This is a genomic window from Pseudomyxococcus flavus, from assembly GCF_050038885.1.
Taxonomy (GTDB): Bacteria; Myxococcota; Myxococcia; order Myxococcales; family Myxococcaceae; genus Myxococcus; species Myxococcus flavus.
Genome location: NZ_CP143624.1, coordinates 7,238,200 through 7,254,413, shown reverse-complemented (window position 1 = coordinate 7,254,413; position 16,214 = coordinate 7,238,200). Strand labels below are relative to the sequence as shown.

Genomic DNA, 16,214 nt, shown 5'->3' with positions numbered 1-16,214 from the left:
CTACGACGCGCGCGCCTCGAGCTCCGTGGTGCCCGGGTCCACCGTCCCCCGGCGCGACAGCAGGTTCTCCAGCTTGAGCGCGTTCAGCTCCAGCCCCTCCACCATGCTCTTCGCGTACGACGTGAGGAACAGGTGGAAGATGATGCAGATGACGGCGATGGAGAGCGCGAAGGCGGTGTTGTTCATCGCCTTGGAGATGCCGTCCGACAGCAGCACCTGCTTCTGCTCCGCCGGCACGTTGCCCAGCGCCTGGAAGGTGCCGATGAGGCCGAAGATGGTGCCCACCAGCCCCACCAGCGTGGCGATGTTCGCCAGGGACCACAGCCAGGGGATGCGCTTGGACACGTGCGGGCTGTGCTCGACGATGGCCTCTTCCACCGCCTTGGCGACCTCGATCTCGCCCCGGTTGGCGTTCACCAGGCCCGCGCGCACCACCTTGGCCAGCGGCGCGTTGGGCGCCATGCCGCACACCTTCACGGCCCGGTCCAGGTTGCCGCTACGCACCAGCTTCGCGATCTGCTCCATGAAGGGCGGCGCGTTGAGGTTGTAGCGGAACACGAGCGTCACCACCCGCTCCAGCGCCACCGCCAGCGAGCACGCCAGCCAGAACAGGTTCACGAACATGAACGGCCCGCCATCCTTGAAGAACTTGATGACGGAGTCCGTGACGCCCATCTTGCCGCCTTCCGTGGCCGCGAAGGTCACGTCCAGCAGCAGCTCGCTTACCGAGGGAATCATTGCGCCCAGAGTCCTTTCGACGCCCGCCCCCCGGGGCGCGCCCGTCCGGACGCGGGCACCCGCTCGACGTTCCCCGGGGAGGGAGCAGCCTGGACTTCTAGGGCGGGCCCGCCGAGGCTGTCAAGCCACGGACGGGCCATGCCCACGTAACTATTGGGCTTTCAAGCAGCCGAGGAGGCTTCCGGTGACCCACCCGGGCCCGCCGGCTGCTCGGTGATTTCGCGCCGGTAGTCGCACTCCTTGTTGGGGCACGCCACGTACGGGCCGTCCCGCTTGGAGAACTTCTGGAGCAGGTAGGGCGAGGCGCAGGTGGGGCACGGCTCGGCCAGCGGCCGGTCCCAGGCGGCGAACTTGCAATCCGGGTAGCGGTTGCAGCCGAAGAAGATCTTGCCGCGGCCGCTGCGCCGCTCCGTCAGGTAGCCCTCCTTGCACTCCGGGCAGGCCACGCCGATGGAGATGGGCTTGGACGTCTTGCAGTCCGGGTAGCCGGAGCAGGCCAGGAAGCGGCCGAAGCGGCCCCGCTTGATGACCATGGGCTTGCCGCACTTCTCGCAGACCTCGTCGGTGGTCTCCTCCTCCACCATGACGATCTTGCCCTCGGCGTCGCGCTTGAAGTCCTTCGTGTTCTTGCAGTCCGGGTAGTTCGAGCACGCGAGGAAGTGCCCCATCTTCCCGAACTTGATGACGAAGAGGTTGCCGCACTTCTCGCAGGGGATGTCCGTCTTGATCTCCTCCCGCTTGACGTCGCGCATCTCCGCTTCGGCCTTCTCGAGCGTCTCCTTGAAGGGCCCGTAGAAGTCGTGCAGCACCGCCTTCCAGTTGGCGCCGCCCTCGGAGATCTGGTCGAGCTTCTCCTCCATGGTCGCCGTGAAGGTGACGTCCAGCTCCTGGGGGAAGTGCTTGACCAGCATCTCGTTGGTCATGTTCCCCAGGTCCGTGGGCCGGAAGCGGCCCTCCAGCTTCTCCACGTACTTCTTGTCCTGGATGGTGGAGAGAATGGCGGCGTAGGTGGACGGGCGGCCGATGCCGCGCTCTTCCAGCTCCTTCACCAGCGTGGCCTCGCTGAAGCGCGGGGGCGGCTGGGTGAAGTGCTGCTCGTGGAGCAGCTTCTGGAGGTTGAGCGCGTCGCCGTCGTTCAGCACCGGCAGCTCGCCCACCGCGTCGGCGCCCTCGGCGTTCTCGTCACCGGCGGCCTTGGCCTTCTCCTTCTCCGCCTCTTCCTCCGGCGTCAGGCCGGCGCCGTACACCGCCAGGTAGCCGGGGAACTTCAGCGTGCTGCCGGAGGCCCGGAAGGTGGCCCGGCCCGCGGAGATGTCCGCGCTGGTCTGGTCATAGACGGCGGGCTTCATCTGACACGCCACGAAGCGGTTCCAGATGAGCTCGTAGAGGCGGTACATGTCCTCCTCGCCCATGGCCTCGAAGAAGGGCTTCACCCGCTCCGGCGGGTACTCCAGGGACGTGGGCCGGATGGCCTCGTGCGCGTCCTGGGCGCTCTTCTTGCTGCGGTACACCATGGGCTCGTCGGGCAGGTAGTCCTTGCCGTACTTGCCGTCGATGAACTCGCGCACCTGCTTCACCGCGTCGTCGGACAGACGCGTGGAGTCCGTACGCATGTACGTGATGAGCGCCGTCTGGCCCTCGTCACCCAGCGGCACGCCTTCGTAGAGGCGCTGCGCCAGCGTCATCGTCTTCTTCGCGGTGAAGGACAGCCGGTTGGCCGCCTCCTGCTGGAGCTTGGAGGTGATGAAGGGCGCGGGCGCGTTGCGGCGGCGCTCGCGACGGTCCACCTTGGCCACCACGAAGCTGGCCGTCTGCAGCTCGGCGACCAGGCCTTCGGTGACGGCGCGGTCCTTCAGCTCCACCTTCTTGCCGTCCACCTTGGACAGCTTGGCCTTGAACGGCGGCGGACCGGAGGGCCCCTCCAGCAGCGCGTCCAGCGTCCAGTACTCCTCGGGGACGAAGGCCTTGATTTCGTCCTCGCGCTCCACGATGAGCCGCACCGCCACGGACTGAACGCGGCCGGCGGACAGGCCACGGCGCACCTTCTTCCAGAGCAGCGGGGAGATTTGATACCCCACCAGCCGGTCGAGGATGCGGCGCGTCTGCTGCGAGTCGTAGTTGTCCTGGTTGAGCTCGCGCGGCTGCGCGATGGCCTCCTGGATGGCCTTCTTGGTGATTTCGTTGAAGGTCACCCGGAGCGCGTCGGGGTGCGCGAGCTCCTCCTTGATGTGCCACGCAATGGCCTCGCCCTCGCGGTCGGGGTCCGTGGCCAGGAAGACGCGGTCGGCCGACCGGGCCATCTTCTTGAGCTCGTTGAGGACCTTCTCCTTGCCCTTGATGACCGTGTACTCGGGCTGGAAGTCGTGCTCCACGTCGACGCCCATCTTGCTCTTGGGCAGGTCCTTCACGTGGCCCACGGACGCCTTCACGGTGTAGCCGGAGCCCAGGTACTTCTTGATGGTCTTCGCCTTGGCGGGAGACTCCACGACGACCAGGTAGTGCGGCCCCTTGCCGCGCGGCGTGGCCTCCTCCTCCGCGTCGGCTTCCACGGTGGGGAGCTCGTCCTCGTCGCCCTTCTTGGTGCGACGACGGGCCGCCGTCTTCTTGGCGGCGGTCTTCTTCTTGGCCGCAGGCTTCTTCTTGGCGGCGGCCTTCTTGACGGGCGCCTTCACCTCGGCCGCCTCAGTCTCTTCCACCTTCTTCTTCGTCCGCGTGGCCATGACTCTCCTACCTAGATTCTCTCGTACAGCCTTCCCGGGTGCTGGATGACCAGCCCCGTCAACTCCAGCTCCACCAGCGCGCTGACGAGCGCGGCCGGTGACAGGGTGCTGCCGATCAGCACCTCATCGAAGCTGCGGGGAACCCGGTCCAACATCGCGAAGGTCCCCTTCGCTTCCGCCGAAAGCGCCTCCCACGAGCCCCGCTCTCCGGGAGGAACCGCCGTGCGCGGATCCACCTTCAACACCCGCCACAGATCCTCCGGGCGCAGGCACGCCGCCGCCTCCCCGTTGCGCAGCAGCGTATTGCAGCCGGCCGCCGCCTCCTGCCGCAGGTCGCCCGGCATCGCGAACACCGGCCGCCCCTGCGCCCGCCCTGCCTTCGCCGTGTAGATGCTGCCCGACCGCTCCCCCGCCCTCAGCACCAGGACCGCGTCAGATGCCCCGGAGATGAGCCGGTTGCGGCGCGGAAACGTCGTGGTGCTTGCCCGAACACCGGGCGGCAATTCGCTGAAGAACATGCCCCCTCTGTCCAGGAAATGAGGAAGCAGGCGGGCTTGCGCCACGTCGAGCGCATCCAGCGCCGAGCCCAGGAAGGCCCACGTCTCCCCCTTCACTTCCAATGCGCCCCAATGGCAGGCCTGATCCACCCCCGCCGCCGCGCCCGACACCACCCCCACCCCGGCCTCCGCCACCTGCCGGGCGAACCGCCGCGCGAACGGCAGGAAGCCCTGGTCCGGATGCCGGCTGCCCACCATGGCCAGCCGCCGCCGGGGAAGGCCCGGCTCGCCCCGGTAGAACAGCAGCGGCGGCGCGTCCAGCACCTCCGCCAGCCGCTCCGGATAGGCCCGCTGGCCCGCGAAGGCCACGCCCATGCCCGACCTCCGGCAGGCCTCCAGGACCCGCCAGGCCACCGGCGCCAGGCGCTCCACGGAGGCCAGCCGGCGCCGCACCTGTGAGGAAACCGGCGCCTGGGACACCCAGTCTCGCACCGGAGCCGCGACGAGCGGGGCGAGGCTTCCGTCCGCGAACGCGCGCAAGGCGGCCAGCGTCCTCGGCCCCAGGCCGGGAACGGCCCAGAGCGCCAGGCATGCCTGCTGCTCCGCCGTGAGGCTGTCCGTCTCAGCGTCCGCCATACCCGTCCCCCGCTCGATACCCACCTATATAGAAGGTGGGGCCGCTGGGAGGGGCGCGACACATAAACACCGGACCGCCACCGGTCAAGCACTCAGCCCCTCCGTGTGGGGGGCCGGATGCACTTTTCCTGCCGCCGCTCAGCGGCTGGCGGTGGGCGACGAGGACACCGCCATGTGAGCGCGGTCGCCAGGAACCAGCTCCTCCAGGGAGCGCGTCAGGAGGCAGTTGGACGTGCGCTCCTTGACCTCGGTCACCATGCAGGAGCCGATGCTCCGCCAGGGGAAGGCCTGCTCCTCCTTGGACGGCTTGCGCACGTCGTGGCCCAGCACGTGGCGGGACGGGTCGCCCTTGCGGAGGATCTCGAAGGTGTTGCCCAGCTCCACGCCGTCCGCGCTGCCCCTGTCCACGACGATGCTGTTGTTCTCACCCAGCACGGTCAGGTACGGCACCAGAGCGGTGATGACGGTGCCGTCCACCTGCTTCGTGTTCGGTCTCGGCGCCACGCGCTCGGTGAGGCGCTCACCCATGGGGCCCACCAGGTCGCCGCGCTCGATGCCGTCCCACGTGTCCATGATCTGCGCGGTGACGACGCCGTCGCCCACGCGCTGCACGCGCAGGGTGCCCACGAAGTCGGTGAGGTAGCCCAGCGCCCGCCCCGTCACCGGGTGCTTGACCGCCTGGGTCGTGTGGAAGACGACGTAGCGGTCACCCACCTTCACGTCGCCCCGCCGCTTGAAGCGCACGTAGACGTTGTCCGGGAAGGACAGCATCACCGCGTTGGAGGGAGAGCCCTCGATGCGGCCGGCCTCGTCCAGCTCGCGCTGGGTGACGAAGCCCTGCGTCCTCACGGGGACGGAGCTGGCCACGTCGAAGCCAATCTTGCCCGTCACGGTGACCCGGTCATTGGAGGTCATCTCCATGGGGGCCGTGACGTCGCCCTCGTCGACCACCATCTCCGTCACCTGCGTGGGGACCTCCTCGCCGGCGGGGAAGAAGCGGACCTGGTTGCCGGGGTAGATCCAGTGCGGGTTGGCGATCTCCGGGTTGTAGGACCAGACCTTGGGCCAGTACCAGGGGCTGCCCAGGTAGCGCTGGGACAGGTCCCAGAGCGTGTCACCCGACTCGACGGAGTGGACCTCGCCCGGCGCGCTCTCGCGGCCCCGCGGCGCGCCTGGCGGAATGGCCACGGAGGTCTGCTGCGGGGCCTCGGGCGCCTCGTCCATCACCTCGGCGCTGTCCATCTCGCCGCCGGTGTCCTGGGTGTCCTGCTCCTCCTCGTTCTCCGCCTGGGCATGCGCGGCCGGCGCGACGGCGAGGCTCAACATCAGCGAGGTGAGGATCCGGGAGCGCATCGCGAGACGTCCTTTCAAAAGAAGCTTCACTGGGGGAGCGCGGCGAGCCGCTGTTCCGCCTGGGTAGCAGCCGCCGTCCCCGGGAACTGGGTGACGACGCGGGTGTAGAGCACCTTGGCATCCGCGGCCTGGTTGAGCCGCATCCGGCACTCGGCGAGCCGGAGCATGCCGTCCAGCATGGCGTCCCCGGCGGGATAGCTGTCGATGAGCCGCTCGAAGGTGCTGGCGGCCTGCTTGAACTCGTTGAGGCCGATCTGCCCCAGCCCGCTGAAGTACAGCGCGTTGTCCGCGCGCGGGTGGCGCGGGTTCTCCTCGGCGAAGCGCTTCAGCCGCTCCACCCCGCCCTCCACGTTGCCGGTGCGGAGCATCGACACGCCCTTTTCGAACTCCAGCTCCAGCAGGTCGGGGTCCTGCTGCGCCTGCGCGTCCGCGTCGTCGTTGGACGCGACCATGGTGGCGGCTCCGGCGGCGCTCGGCGAGGCGGCGGGCTCCTCGGCCACGGGGCTGATGAACATCTCCATCTGCTCGTCGTCCGGCTCCACCACGGCCACGGCGGTGGGCAGCTTCGGCGCGGGCTCGTGGCGCGGCTTGAGCTTCACCACCGACAGCTCCGGCATGGCGCTCAGCGCATTCCCGGGGGCGGGCTCCACCTTCACCGGGACGGGCTTCGCGGCGGCGCCGTCGCTCGCGCTCGCCGCGCGCGCCACGGTGTCATGCGCCTCCAGGCGAGCCACCCGCTCCATCAGCCGTTCCTGCGAGGCGCGCAGCGTGCGCAGCTCGGACCGCAACGCGCTCACCTCCGCCTCCGCCGGAGCGGTGGTGGCACAGGCGCTCAGCGCGCACAGGGGCGCGGCGGCGAGCAGGCGGAGGATGACGGAGCGCGCGGGCACGGGCCTTTTTCAGCAGAGGGGTCTCCCCGAGGATAGGAAGGCCCGTCGGAGAGCGTCAAGAAATCGGCCCCCCACACCGGCGGGCTAGAAGCGGTGTACCACGTAATTGAGGTGCCGCCCCGTGCGCCCCGCATCGCGCCGGTGGGAGAAGAAGCGCACGGGCTCACACGCCGTACAAGCCTGTAGCACGTCGATGTGCGCCGGCTTCAGCCCCGCGCGCTCCAGCGACTGGCGCACCGCCCGAGGCAGGTCCAGGTGCACCTTGCCTCCAGCCGCCGCCACCACCTCCGGCCCGAAGCGCGTGCGAAAGCGCTGCCCCAGCTCGTCCGACACCTCATAGCAACAGGCCTGGATCGCCGGCCCCACCGCGGCGAGCAGCCGCTCCGGCCGGGCGCCGCGCGCCACCAGCAGCTCCACGGCGCGCGCGCTGATGTCCGCGTCCGTGCCCCGCCAGCCGGAGTGCACCGCGGCCACCCGGCGGCCACCCGGGTCCACCAGCAGCACCGGCACGCAGTCCGCCGTGCCCACCGCCACCCAGTGCTCCGGCGTCTGCGTCCACAGGCCGTCCGCCTCGCCCTCTGTCGGGCGCAGCCCCGTGGCCCCCTCCCCTCCCCGCGCCTCCACCACCCGGTCACCATGCACCTGGGACACGCGGCTCAGCGCCCCGAGCGCCGCGCCGGCGGCCTCCGCCAGACGCCGATGGTTCTCCTCGACGCGCGCCCGCTCATCGCCCACGGAGAAGCCCAGGTTGAGGGAGGCGTAGGGCCCTTCCGAACAGCCACCAGCGCGGGTGGTGAAGCCGTGTGGCACGGGCAACAGCGCGGACGTGAGAAACTCGGTCGACATGGAATCTCCAGGAATCCACCTCGCTGACGCACCAGGAGGTGATCCAGCAGCAGTGCAATCGTAGAATGATTTCAGCGCAGCGTTTGACAGGTCGCGTTAGCCAACTGACAATTCACGGACCTGCCGAACTCCGTGAAACAAGTACGAACCCCCGCGCTCGAGAGCTGCGAGCAAACGCATGCCCCTGGGTCCCGACACCGTTGGCCGCAAGCTGCTTTGGAGCATCGCCCTGCCCGGGTTGCTCCTGGCGCTGCTGGGTGTCGGCCACTTCTGGCGTGAGGCGCGGGTCGCGGTCCAGGACGCGACGCAGGTGGAGTCCCTGGCGCTCGCGGAATTCGTCGCGTCCACCTTCACCCTCCCGCAGGCGCGAGGCTCCCCGGCCCACGGCGCCGTGACGGAGGTCATCCGCTCGGACACTCGGCTGTTCCGCTCGGTGGAGGACGTGCGGGTGCTGACGCCGGACGGGCGCATCCTCTGGTCCCGCCGGCCCGGTGAAGAAGACACGCGACACCCGGAGGCCGCGCGGCTGACGGCGCCCGGCCCCGAGCGCGCGCGTTCGGTGGCGCAGATGACGGAGGTGATTCGTCCCCTCGGCGGCCCCGAGTGCGCGGGCTGTCACACCAGCGGGGACGTCCCGGGGGCGAGCATCCTCCAATTGCGCGTGGCGGAGCCGGCGCTGCACCAGCAGCTGTCGACCGTGTTCGGCGCCGCGCTCGGCTCCATGGGCCTGTTCGTGGTGGTGCTGGCCCTCATCACCGGGCTGGCGCTGCACTTCGTCCTCACCCGGCCCCTGCGCAAGCTGAGCGCGGCCATGCGCCGTGCGGAGGCGGGCGACCTGCTGGTGCGCGCGGACGCGCGGGGCTCGGACGAGCTGGCGCAGCTTGGCGCGGCCTTCAACCAGATGCTGGCGCGGCTCACCTCCATGAAGGCGGAGGAGATCGACACCCACCGCGACCTGGAGCTGGTGAAGGAGAAGCTGGCCCTCAAGGACGAGCTGGAGGACCGCCTCAAGGAGCTGTCCCTGCTCTTCGACGTGGCCCGCTCCCTCAACGCCACCCTGGAGCTGGACGAGCTGCTGGACGCCGTCACCCGCCTGGTGACGGAGCGCCTGCGCATCCCCGAGTTCTCCATCATGTTGATGAACCCGGAGGGCCAGCTGGAAATCAAGCACGCGTGGCCCGAGGGACGGGGCGCCGAGGGGCTCACCTTCGCCCTGGGCGAGGGCGCCTGCGGGCGCGCGGCGGAGACGCGCAAGTCGGTGTACCTGCCGGACACGTCGGACCGCTCCAGCGTGTTCGCCAAGCCGGACCTGGTGAAGGGCGGGCTGAACACCGGCGCGCTGCTGGCGGCGCCCATGGTGCACATGGAGACGCTGCTGGGCGTGATGAACTTCCAGCGCCCGGAGGTGGCCAGCTTCTCCGCGGAGGAAATCGAGCTGCTCACCGCGGTGGCGGACGTGGTGGCCACGGCGGTGAAGAACGCCCGGCTGCACGCGGAGACGGTGAAGCTCACCATGACGGACCCGCTCACCGGCGTGCCCAACCGGCGCCACCTCTTCCAGCGCATGGAGCTGGAGCTGGCGCGGGCGCAGCGCTTCGGCACGCCGCTGGCGCTGCTCATGGTGGACGTGGACCACTTCAAGCGCATCAACGACCTGGCCGGACACCGCATGGGCGATGAGGCCCTGCGCCGCGTCTGCGACGTGCTGCGGCTGCGCGTGCGCAAGGTGGACACGCTCGCCCGCTACGGTGGCGAGGAGTTCGTGCTGCTGCTGCCCCAGACGACCAAGGCGGAGGCGATGGAGGTCGCCGAGAAGCTGCGCCGCGCGGTGGCGGAGTCGGTGGCGCTGGCCCAGCCGGGACTGCCCGGCAACCACATCACGGTGTCCATCGGCGTGTCGCACTTCCCCACCGACGCCACGGCCCAGGAAGAGCTGGTGGACTGCGCGGACGCGGCGCTCTACTCCAGCAAGCGCACCGGCCGCAACCGCACCACGCAGTACGAGGCCGGCATGGAGCTGCACCCCGGCCGCGAGCGCGGACGTCACGCGCCCCCCACCGAACCCCCCAGCGTGGCCGTCCCCAAGCCGCCGGGCGGCGTGGCCAAGGCGTAGCCCTCACTCGCTCAGCGCCGCACCAGCGACTTCACCAGGGGCAGCATCAGCTCCGCCCACTCCGCGTAGCCCTCGTCCGAGGGATGGAAGCCGTCGCCCGAGAAGAAATGCGGGCTGTGCGGAATCATCACCTTGCTCGCGGAGAAGAGGTCCACCAGGTGCATGCCGTGCGCTCGGGCCACCTCGGCGATGGCGGTGTTGAAGGGCTCGATGCGGCCTTCGTACAGCGCGGCGGGCACGAGCTTCGCCACCGGCGCGAGCGCCAGGTCCACCAGGTTCACCACCACCAGCGGCGCTCCCGTCTGCTTCAGCCGGCGGGCGATGCGATCCAGGTCGTCCTGGAAGTCCTCCAGCGGCGTGCCGCGCCAGACGTCGTTGGTGCCGATGCCCAGCGTCACCAGCGTGGGCTGTGCGGCCACGGCGCGCTTCACCTGTCCGGTGAGGACGTCCCGGATGCGCGCGCCGCTCTGCCCCAGGTTGGTGAGCCCCACGGGGAGGCCGTCGGCGCGGAGGCGGGAGGCGAGGCGGTCGGGATACCCGCCCCCTCGCGATGCGCCCACGCCCACGGCCGTGCTGTCTCCGAGCGCGACGTAGTCCACGCTCATCCGCCGCGCCCCTCTCCGCCGCTCACGGCACGCGCAGGGCGCGCAGGTTGCGAGCGCCCCCTGGTGCCGTCACGCGCAGCAGCAAGGTGCTTCCGGAAGCGGCGCCCTTGATGATGCGGGCCAGGGCATCCGCGCTCTCCACCTTCTTGCGGTTGGCCTCGATGACGACCATGCCGGGCTCCAGCTGCGCGCGGTCGGCCGGAGAGCCGGGCACCACGTCGGTGATGAGCGCGCCGCTGCTGTCCGTGAAGCCGGCCTGCTGCGCCGTGCGTGCATCCAGGTTCTGGAGGCTGACGCCCACGCGCCGCGAGCTCTCCTGCTGGTCCTCGGGCTTCTGCTTCGCCGAGGCCACGCCCTCCAGGTCCGGCCGCGTGCCCAGCGCCACCTTCACGTCCTGCTTCTTGCCGTCGCGGTAGAGCGTCAGCGTGGACGTGCTGCCCGGGCGCTTGAGCGCCACCGTGCGCGTCAGCTCACCGCTGGAGGTGACGGTCCGCCCGTCGATGGCGACGACGACGTCGTCCTGCTTCAGCCCCGCCTTGGCCGCCGGGGAGGACGGCATGATCTGCGTGAGGATGGCGCCCTCGTTCACCGGGAGCTTGAGCGCGCTCGCCAGGTCCCGCGTGAGGTCCTGGATGCCCACGCCCAGCCATGCGCGCGTGACGGCGCCCTCCTTCTGCAGCTGCGGCAGCAGGGAGCTGACGAGGGTGCTGGGTACGGCGAAGCCGATGCCTGAGCCTCCACCCACGATGGCGGTGTTGATGCCCACCACCTCGCCCCGCATGTTGAAGAGCGGGCCACCGGAGTTGCCGGGGTTGATGGCCGCGTCCGTCTGGAGGAACTCGTCGTACTGGCTGGCGCCAATCTCGCGCGCCCGCGCGGAGACGATGCCCAGGCTGACGCTGGACGCCAGCCCGAACGGGTTGCCAATGGCCACCACCCAGTCGCCCACGCGCAGCGCGTCCGAGTCGCCCAGCTTCACCGTGGGCAGTCCGTCCACCTTCTCCTTCAGGCGCACGAGCGCCACGTCGGTGAGCGGGTCGCGCCCCACCACGTCGCCGCTGAAGGTGCGGCCGTCATCCAGGCGGATGGTGATGCTGACCGCGTCCTCCACGACGTGGTTGTTGGTGAGAATCAGGCCCTTGGGGTCGATGATGAAGCCAGAGCCCGCGCCCTGACGGAGCGGCTCGCGGCGCGAGCTTCCCCCTTCCCGGCCCCCACCGAAGAACCGGTCGAAGAGCGGGTTGCCCTCCATCCCGCGCGGCATCCCGCCACCGGCTCGTGCCTGCACGTCCACGTTGACCACGGCGGACTTCACCGACTCCACAAGCGGCGCCAGGGACGGGAGCGCCTGGGCCTCGCGCGTCGCGGGCTGGAGGACGTTGCCCGCGCCTTGAGGGTTGGCCGCGGGCGCCGGCTTCGACGCGGGCGCCTGGGCGGCGGAGGGCAACGCGACCAGAAGCGCGGCGACGAGCGCCTTCCGGAAGGACACGGACGAACGGTTCATATGCACTCCAAGCTAGATATGAAAACCCGCCCCGCAAGCCCAACCGCCTCTCGTGGCGGCAAGAAGACACACCGCCCCACCCTCCTTCCCAGCGCCCTCAGGCGGGCAGATAGAGGCGGTAGTCCAGCTCCGGATAGATGTTGTCGCGCGCCTCGACGTGGGACAGCCACTCCTCGTCCACGCCGCCCCCACGCAGCTGCTCGTGCAGGCGCTGGAAACGGAGGATGTGCTCGCGCGTGCGGCGCTGGGCGTACTCCACCATGGTGCCCGTCTTCATGATGAAGGCCCAGTCGGAGGACTGCGCGAGCATCAACTCCCTCGCGGCCTGGTTGAGCGCGCGGCGTTGCAACACCCCCGCGTCCGGGAAATCCCGCGCCAGCGCCACCATCTGCTTCGCGCAGTGGTTGAGGTGGCGGTAGATCCAGTCGTTGCTCCCGTCGAGCCACATGCCCGCGTAGCCCCCCGCGCCCCACGAGGACAGCGGCGGCGTCGCCACCTGGTTCTCCGGGTTCTCCCGCAGGTCATCGGATGGCGTCACCAGCCGGAACGTCTTCTGGTCGTACGCGGCCTTGCGGATGAAGAAGTCGAGGAACTGGGGCCCTTCGAACCACCAGTGGCCGAAGAGCTCCGCGTCGTAGGGCGCGACCACCACGGGCGACCGCCCTCCCAGCCGCGCGGCGAGGTCCTCAATCTGCCGCTCGCGGTTGAACATGAAGTTGCCCGCATGCACCGCGGCGCGCTCGCGTGCGGCCCGCGGGTCATAGGGGCGCTTCTCGTTCGTCTTCCCGGTGATGCGGTAGTACTTGAAGCCGGTGTTCTTGCGCTCGCCGGTGGGCTGGATGAACGGGCGGATGTAGTCCAGGTCCAGGTCCCAGCCGATGTCCCGGTAGAACTCACGGTAGTCCGGGTCGCCCGGGTAGCCGTACTCGGTGCTCCAGACCTGCTGACTGCTCTCCGGGTCGCGCGCGTACGCGGCCACGCCCTTCTCGGTGAAGACGGGCGCATAGGGCCCGTGCAGCGGCCGGGGGACGGCGTCCGTCAAGCCGTGCGTGTCCACGAAGAAGTAGCGGATGCGCTCGTTGGCCAGCAGTCGCTCCAGGCCCGGGTAGTAGCCGCATTCGGCGAGCCAGATGCCCGCGGGGTCCCTGCCGAAGTGCTGGCGGTAGTGGTTGGCCGCCACCGTCACCTGGGCCCTGACGGCCTCGGGCACCGGCTGCATCAACGGCAGGAAGCCGTGCGTGGCGTTGCACGTGAGGATGTCCAGGTAGCCGGCGTCCTGGAGACGTCGGAACGCGGAGACCAGGTCGCGCCGGTAGCGCTCGTGGAACACGTGACGCAGCGACTCGAAGTGGTCCCGGTAGAAGTGGGCAATGGGCCCGAAGGTGGCGTCGTGACGCGTTCGGTGCACCTCTCGCGCGCCCAGCTCACAGAGCAGGTCCAGGCGCCGCGCGTAACGGCTCATCAGCAGCTCGTCGCGCAGCATGGAGACGAGCGTCGGGGACAGCGTCATCGACAGGCGGAACGGGACGCCGTCCTCCGCCAGCCCGTCGAAGACCTGGAGCAGCGGGAGGTACGTCTCGGAGATGGCTTCATAGAGCCAGTCCTCCTCGAGGAAATCCTCGTGCTCCGGGTGCCGAACGAAGGGGAGATGCGCGTGGAGAACCAACGCGAGGGAGCCCAGGCTCATGGTCGTTCTAAGTCTCCGTGCGGGTTCATGAACGGCCGTCGCCCGAAGGCGGCTTCCGGGGAAGAGACGCGGCCGAAGGCGCCTCGAAGTACCGATGATTCTCCACGTCATCGGTGGCGTGGGCCGGGGCTCCCGTGGACGGTGGAGCGGCGCCGCCTTGCGGACGTGTTGGCACTTCGAAATAGCGGTGGTTCTCCACGGGCTCCGGGACCTCTGGCGGCGCGCTCGCAGGCGTCGGGGCGACCGCGCCGTAAGGAGGTGCGGAGGACTCGAAGGACCGCTGTTGCGGCTCGGAGCCTGCGGGCTGGCGTGGCGCTTCAGCATGCCTCGAAGCCGGTGTGTCGAGCCCCTGCGCTCGAGGGTCGTGTTGACCGTGGGGCGAAGCGCTCCCTCCGTGTGTCGGGCGGGCGACGGCCTCTGTGGCCGACTCCGGGGAGCGCGGCTCCGAGGCGCCCGGCGCGTGTCCATGCTTCTGCAGGTAACGCAGGTCGGATGCCCCTGCCGGCACGTCGAGGTAGCGCTGCTCCGACGCGCCCGGTGCGCGCGGCACGGGCCCCAGGTAGTGCGAATCCGCAGTCCCTGTCGCGCGCGGCGGCTCCGAGAGGTAGCGCAGGTCCGAGGCGCCCGGGATGCCACGCACGTCCAGGTACGCATGCGACGACGGGGCTGCCCCAGCCGGCCTCGCGCCACCTTCCATGTAACGGAGGTCGGACGCACCGGGCACACCACGCACGTCCAGGTACGCATGTGACGACGGGGCTGCCCCAGCCGGCCGCGCGCCACCTTCCATGTAACGGAGGTCGGACGCGCCGGGCACGCCACGCACGTCCAGGTACGCATGCGACGACGGAGCACTCCCCCCGGCACGCGTGGCACCTTCCGCATAGCGGAGGTCCGAGGCACCGGGCATGCCGCGGACGTCCAGGTACACGCGCGACGCGGAGCCACTCCCGCCGGGGCGTGCAGCACCTTCGGTGTAGCGGAGGTCCGACGCGCCCGGCACGCCGCGCACGTCCAGGTACACGCGAGACGCGGAGCCGCTCCCACTGGGATGCGCGGGGCCTTCGGCGTAGCGGAGGTCCGACGCGCCCGGCATGCCGCGCACGTCCAGGTACGCACGCGCCGAGTCGCCACTCCCCACCGAGCGCACGCCAACTCCCGTGTACCGCTGGTCGGACGCCCCCGGAGCCCGGCTCAGCGTCTCCAGGTAACGTGGGACCTGAGCCGCTCCGGGCCCGTGCGCCACGCGCGCGCTCCACGGAGCCGCCCCCGACAGGTACCGCTCGTCCGACGCGCCACGCATGCGCTCCGCCGCTTCCACATAGCGCTGGTCGGAGGCCCCAGGCGCGCGCGCCGCTCCTGCGACATAGCGCTGGTCCGACGCCCCCGGAGCGCGCTCGACACCCTCCAGATGAGGTTCGGCCGTCCCGCCACCCCTGCGCTTGCGGTGGACCTCGGGCACGTCGAACGCGCCTCCGCTCCCTGGCAGGTTCACCCGGCGCCAGGAGATGTACTCACGCTCCTCGTCCGGCATCGCGTGTACATCGGCAATGGGGGACGGCAGCTCGACCGGCGGCACCCGCAGGAATCGCACCGTCAGGTCCGTGGAGACGCCTGCCGGCGGCAATGCCACGCGGTTGCTCGATGCGCCGATGCGGCGGCTCCGCCCGTCGCGCCCAACGAAATGGGCCTCGACGCGATACGTCCGGCCCGGTGCCATCCCCTGGAGGTAGAAGCCGTTCGCCTCCAGCACGAAGCCCAGCTCCCGCACGACCTGTTCACCATCGAACACGCGCAGCACGGGCCGTGGTGCCTCCAGGCCCTCCTCCGCCCGAAGACGGGCGCCCAGGCTGAAATCCCACGACACGAAGAGCGTGTAGGGGTCTCGCGGCAACAGCAGCACCGTGTCGTCCCCATAGCCAGCCGGCAGCGCACCGAGGTGCTCGGCGTCGTCGACCGCGGGGGGCTGCTCTGGCGCGGGCGGACGCTCCACCAGGTGGTGGTGCCTCGCCTCCTCCTCGCCAGCCACGCGGGCGACGAAGAAGCCCTCCACCACGGGCTCCGCGGGCTGCTGAGCCGGCGTGGGCAGCGCGGCGGGCGCCGCTTCGCTCACGGGCTTCCGAGGGGCGGGGCTCGTGTAGGAGGAGACCACCGGGGTCACCGGCTCTCTCGCGCGCTCCACACGGGGCTTCGGAGGGAAGGTCACCACCGTCGCCGGCCTGGAGGAGGGCTTGCTTCCAGCCTTCTCGGACGCACGCTTGGCGGCCACCCGCTTGGGCGCGGACACCCGCCCCTTCCCTGTCGCACCTGCCTCGCTCGCCTTGCTGGCGGCCGCGTCCTTGGGCGGCTTCACGGTCTTCGCGGGAGCAGCGCGCCCCGCGCGGGGTGCCTTGGAAGTGGCCCCCTTGGCCGATGCGGATGCAGGCTTCGCGGAAGGGCGCTTGCGAGCCACTCGGATGCCCGCGAGCCGGGCGAGCTTCGCCAGGGCGGGGACGTAGGCGGCCAGGGCGGCGAGCAGCTCCTCCTTCTTCATCCGGCTGTAGCCGGTCCCCAGGTGCTTCCGGGCCAACTCCCTGAGGTAGCCGACCGTCACGCTCTTGAGGTCTTCCATAGGCAAGCAGGCCT

The 16,214-nt window shown here is 70.3% G+C and carries 11 protein-coding genes; 1 reads left to right on the top strand and 10 read right to left on the bottom strand.

All coding sequences use genetic code 11. The features are described 5' to 3' along the window. The 6 genes from VZL07_RS30110 to pgeF form a co-directional block, all read right to left on the bottom strand. Positions 1–738 carry a MotA/TolQ/ExbB proton channel family protein gene (locus VZL07_RS30110; protein WP_426751361.1) on the bottom strand — a complete coding sequence of 246 codons (738 nt, stop codon included), beginning with the start codon at positions 736–738 and terminating at the stop codon, positions 1–3. 161 nt (positions 739–899) lie between these two features. Continuing rightward, positions 900–3,458: a type I DNA topoisomerase gene (gene topA / locus VZL07_RS30105; protein WP_426751359.1), complete on the bottom strand. Its 2,559-nt coding sequence runs from the start codon at positions 3,456–3,458 to the stop codon at positions 900–902. Positions 3,459–3,469: 11 nt separating this feature from the next. After that, complete coding sequence (locus VZL07_RS30100; protein WP_426751357.1) at positions 3,470–4,591, bottom strand: DNA-processing protein DprA; 1,122 nt, start codon at positions 4,589–4,591, stop codon at positions 3,470–3,472. A gap of 138 nt (positions 4,592–4,729) precedes the next feature. Then, a complete protein-coding gene (locus VZL07_RS30095; RefSeq protein WP_426751355.1) occupies positions 4,730–5,944 on the bottom strand; it encodes a LysM peptidoglycan-binding domain-containing protein in 1,215 nt (404 codons plus the stop codon). A 26-nt stretch (positions 5,945–5,970) separates the two neighbouring features. Beyond that, positions 5,971–6,834 carry a tetratricopeptide repeat protein gene (locus tag VZL07_RS30090; protein ID WP_426751353.1) on the bottom strand — a complete coding sequence of 288 codons (864 nt, stop codon included), beginning with the start codon at positions 6,832–6,834 and terminating at the stop codon, positions 5,971–5,973. A gap of 84 nt (positions 6,835–6,918) precedes the next feature. Next, positions 6,919–7,680, bottom strand: a complete 762-nt coding sequence (gene pgeF / locus VZL07_RS30085) for a peptidoglycan editing factor PgeF (RefSeq protein ID WP_426751351.1) — start codon at positions 7,678–7,680, stop codon at positions 6,919–6,921. Positions 7,681–7,858: 178 nt separating this feature from the next. On the opposite strand from pgeF, the gene VZL07_RS30080 reads away from it, so the two are divergent. After that, positions 7,859–9,793, top strand: coding sequence for a diguanylate cyclase (locus VZL07_RS30080; protein ID WP_426751349.1), 1,935 nt, complete (start codon positions 7,859–7,861; stop codon positions 9,791–9,793). Positions 9,794–9,804: 11 nt separating this feature from the next. Here the strand turns inward: VZL07_RS30080 and VZL07_RS30075 are convergent, their stop codons facing one another. The 4 genes from VZL07_RS30075 to VZL07_RS30060 all read right to left on the bottom strand — a co-directional run bounded on the left by VZL07_RS30075 (position 9,805) and on the right by VZL07_RS30060 (position 16,200). Beyond that, positions 9,805–10,398: an SGNH/GDSL hydrolase family protein gene (locus tag VZL07_RS30075; protein WP_426751348.1), complete on the bottom strand. Its 594-nt coding sequence runs from the start codon at positions 10,396–10,398 to the stop codon at positions 9,805–9,807. Between the two features lie 22 nt (positions 10,399–10,420). Then, positions 10,421–11,902: a trypsin-like peptidase domain-containing protein gene (locus VZL07_RS30070; RefSeq protein ID WP_426751346.1), complete on the bottom strand. Its 1,482-nt coding sequence runs from the start codon at positions 11,900–11,902 to the stop codon at positions 10,421–10,423. A 97-nt stretch (positions 11,903–11,999) separates the two neighbouring features. Further along, complete coding sequence (locus VZL07_RS30065) at positions 12,000–13,589, bottom strand: glycoside hydrolase family 57 protein (RefSeq protein WP_426751344.1); 1,590 nt, start codon at positions 13,587–13,589, stop codon at positions 12,000–12,002. Between the two features lie 25 nt (positions 13,590–13,614). Further along, a complete protein-coding gene (locus tag VZL07_RS30060; protein WP_426751343.1) occupies positions 13,615–16,200 on the bottom strand; it encodes a DUF4912 domain-containing protein in 2,586 nt (861 codons plus the stop codon). Positions 16,201–16,214 lie beyond the last annotated feature (14 nt).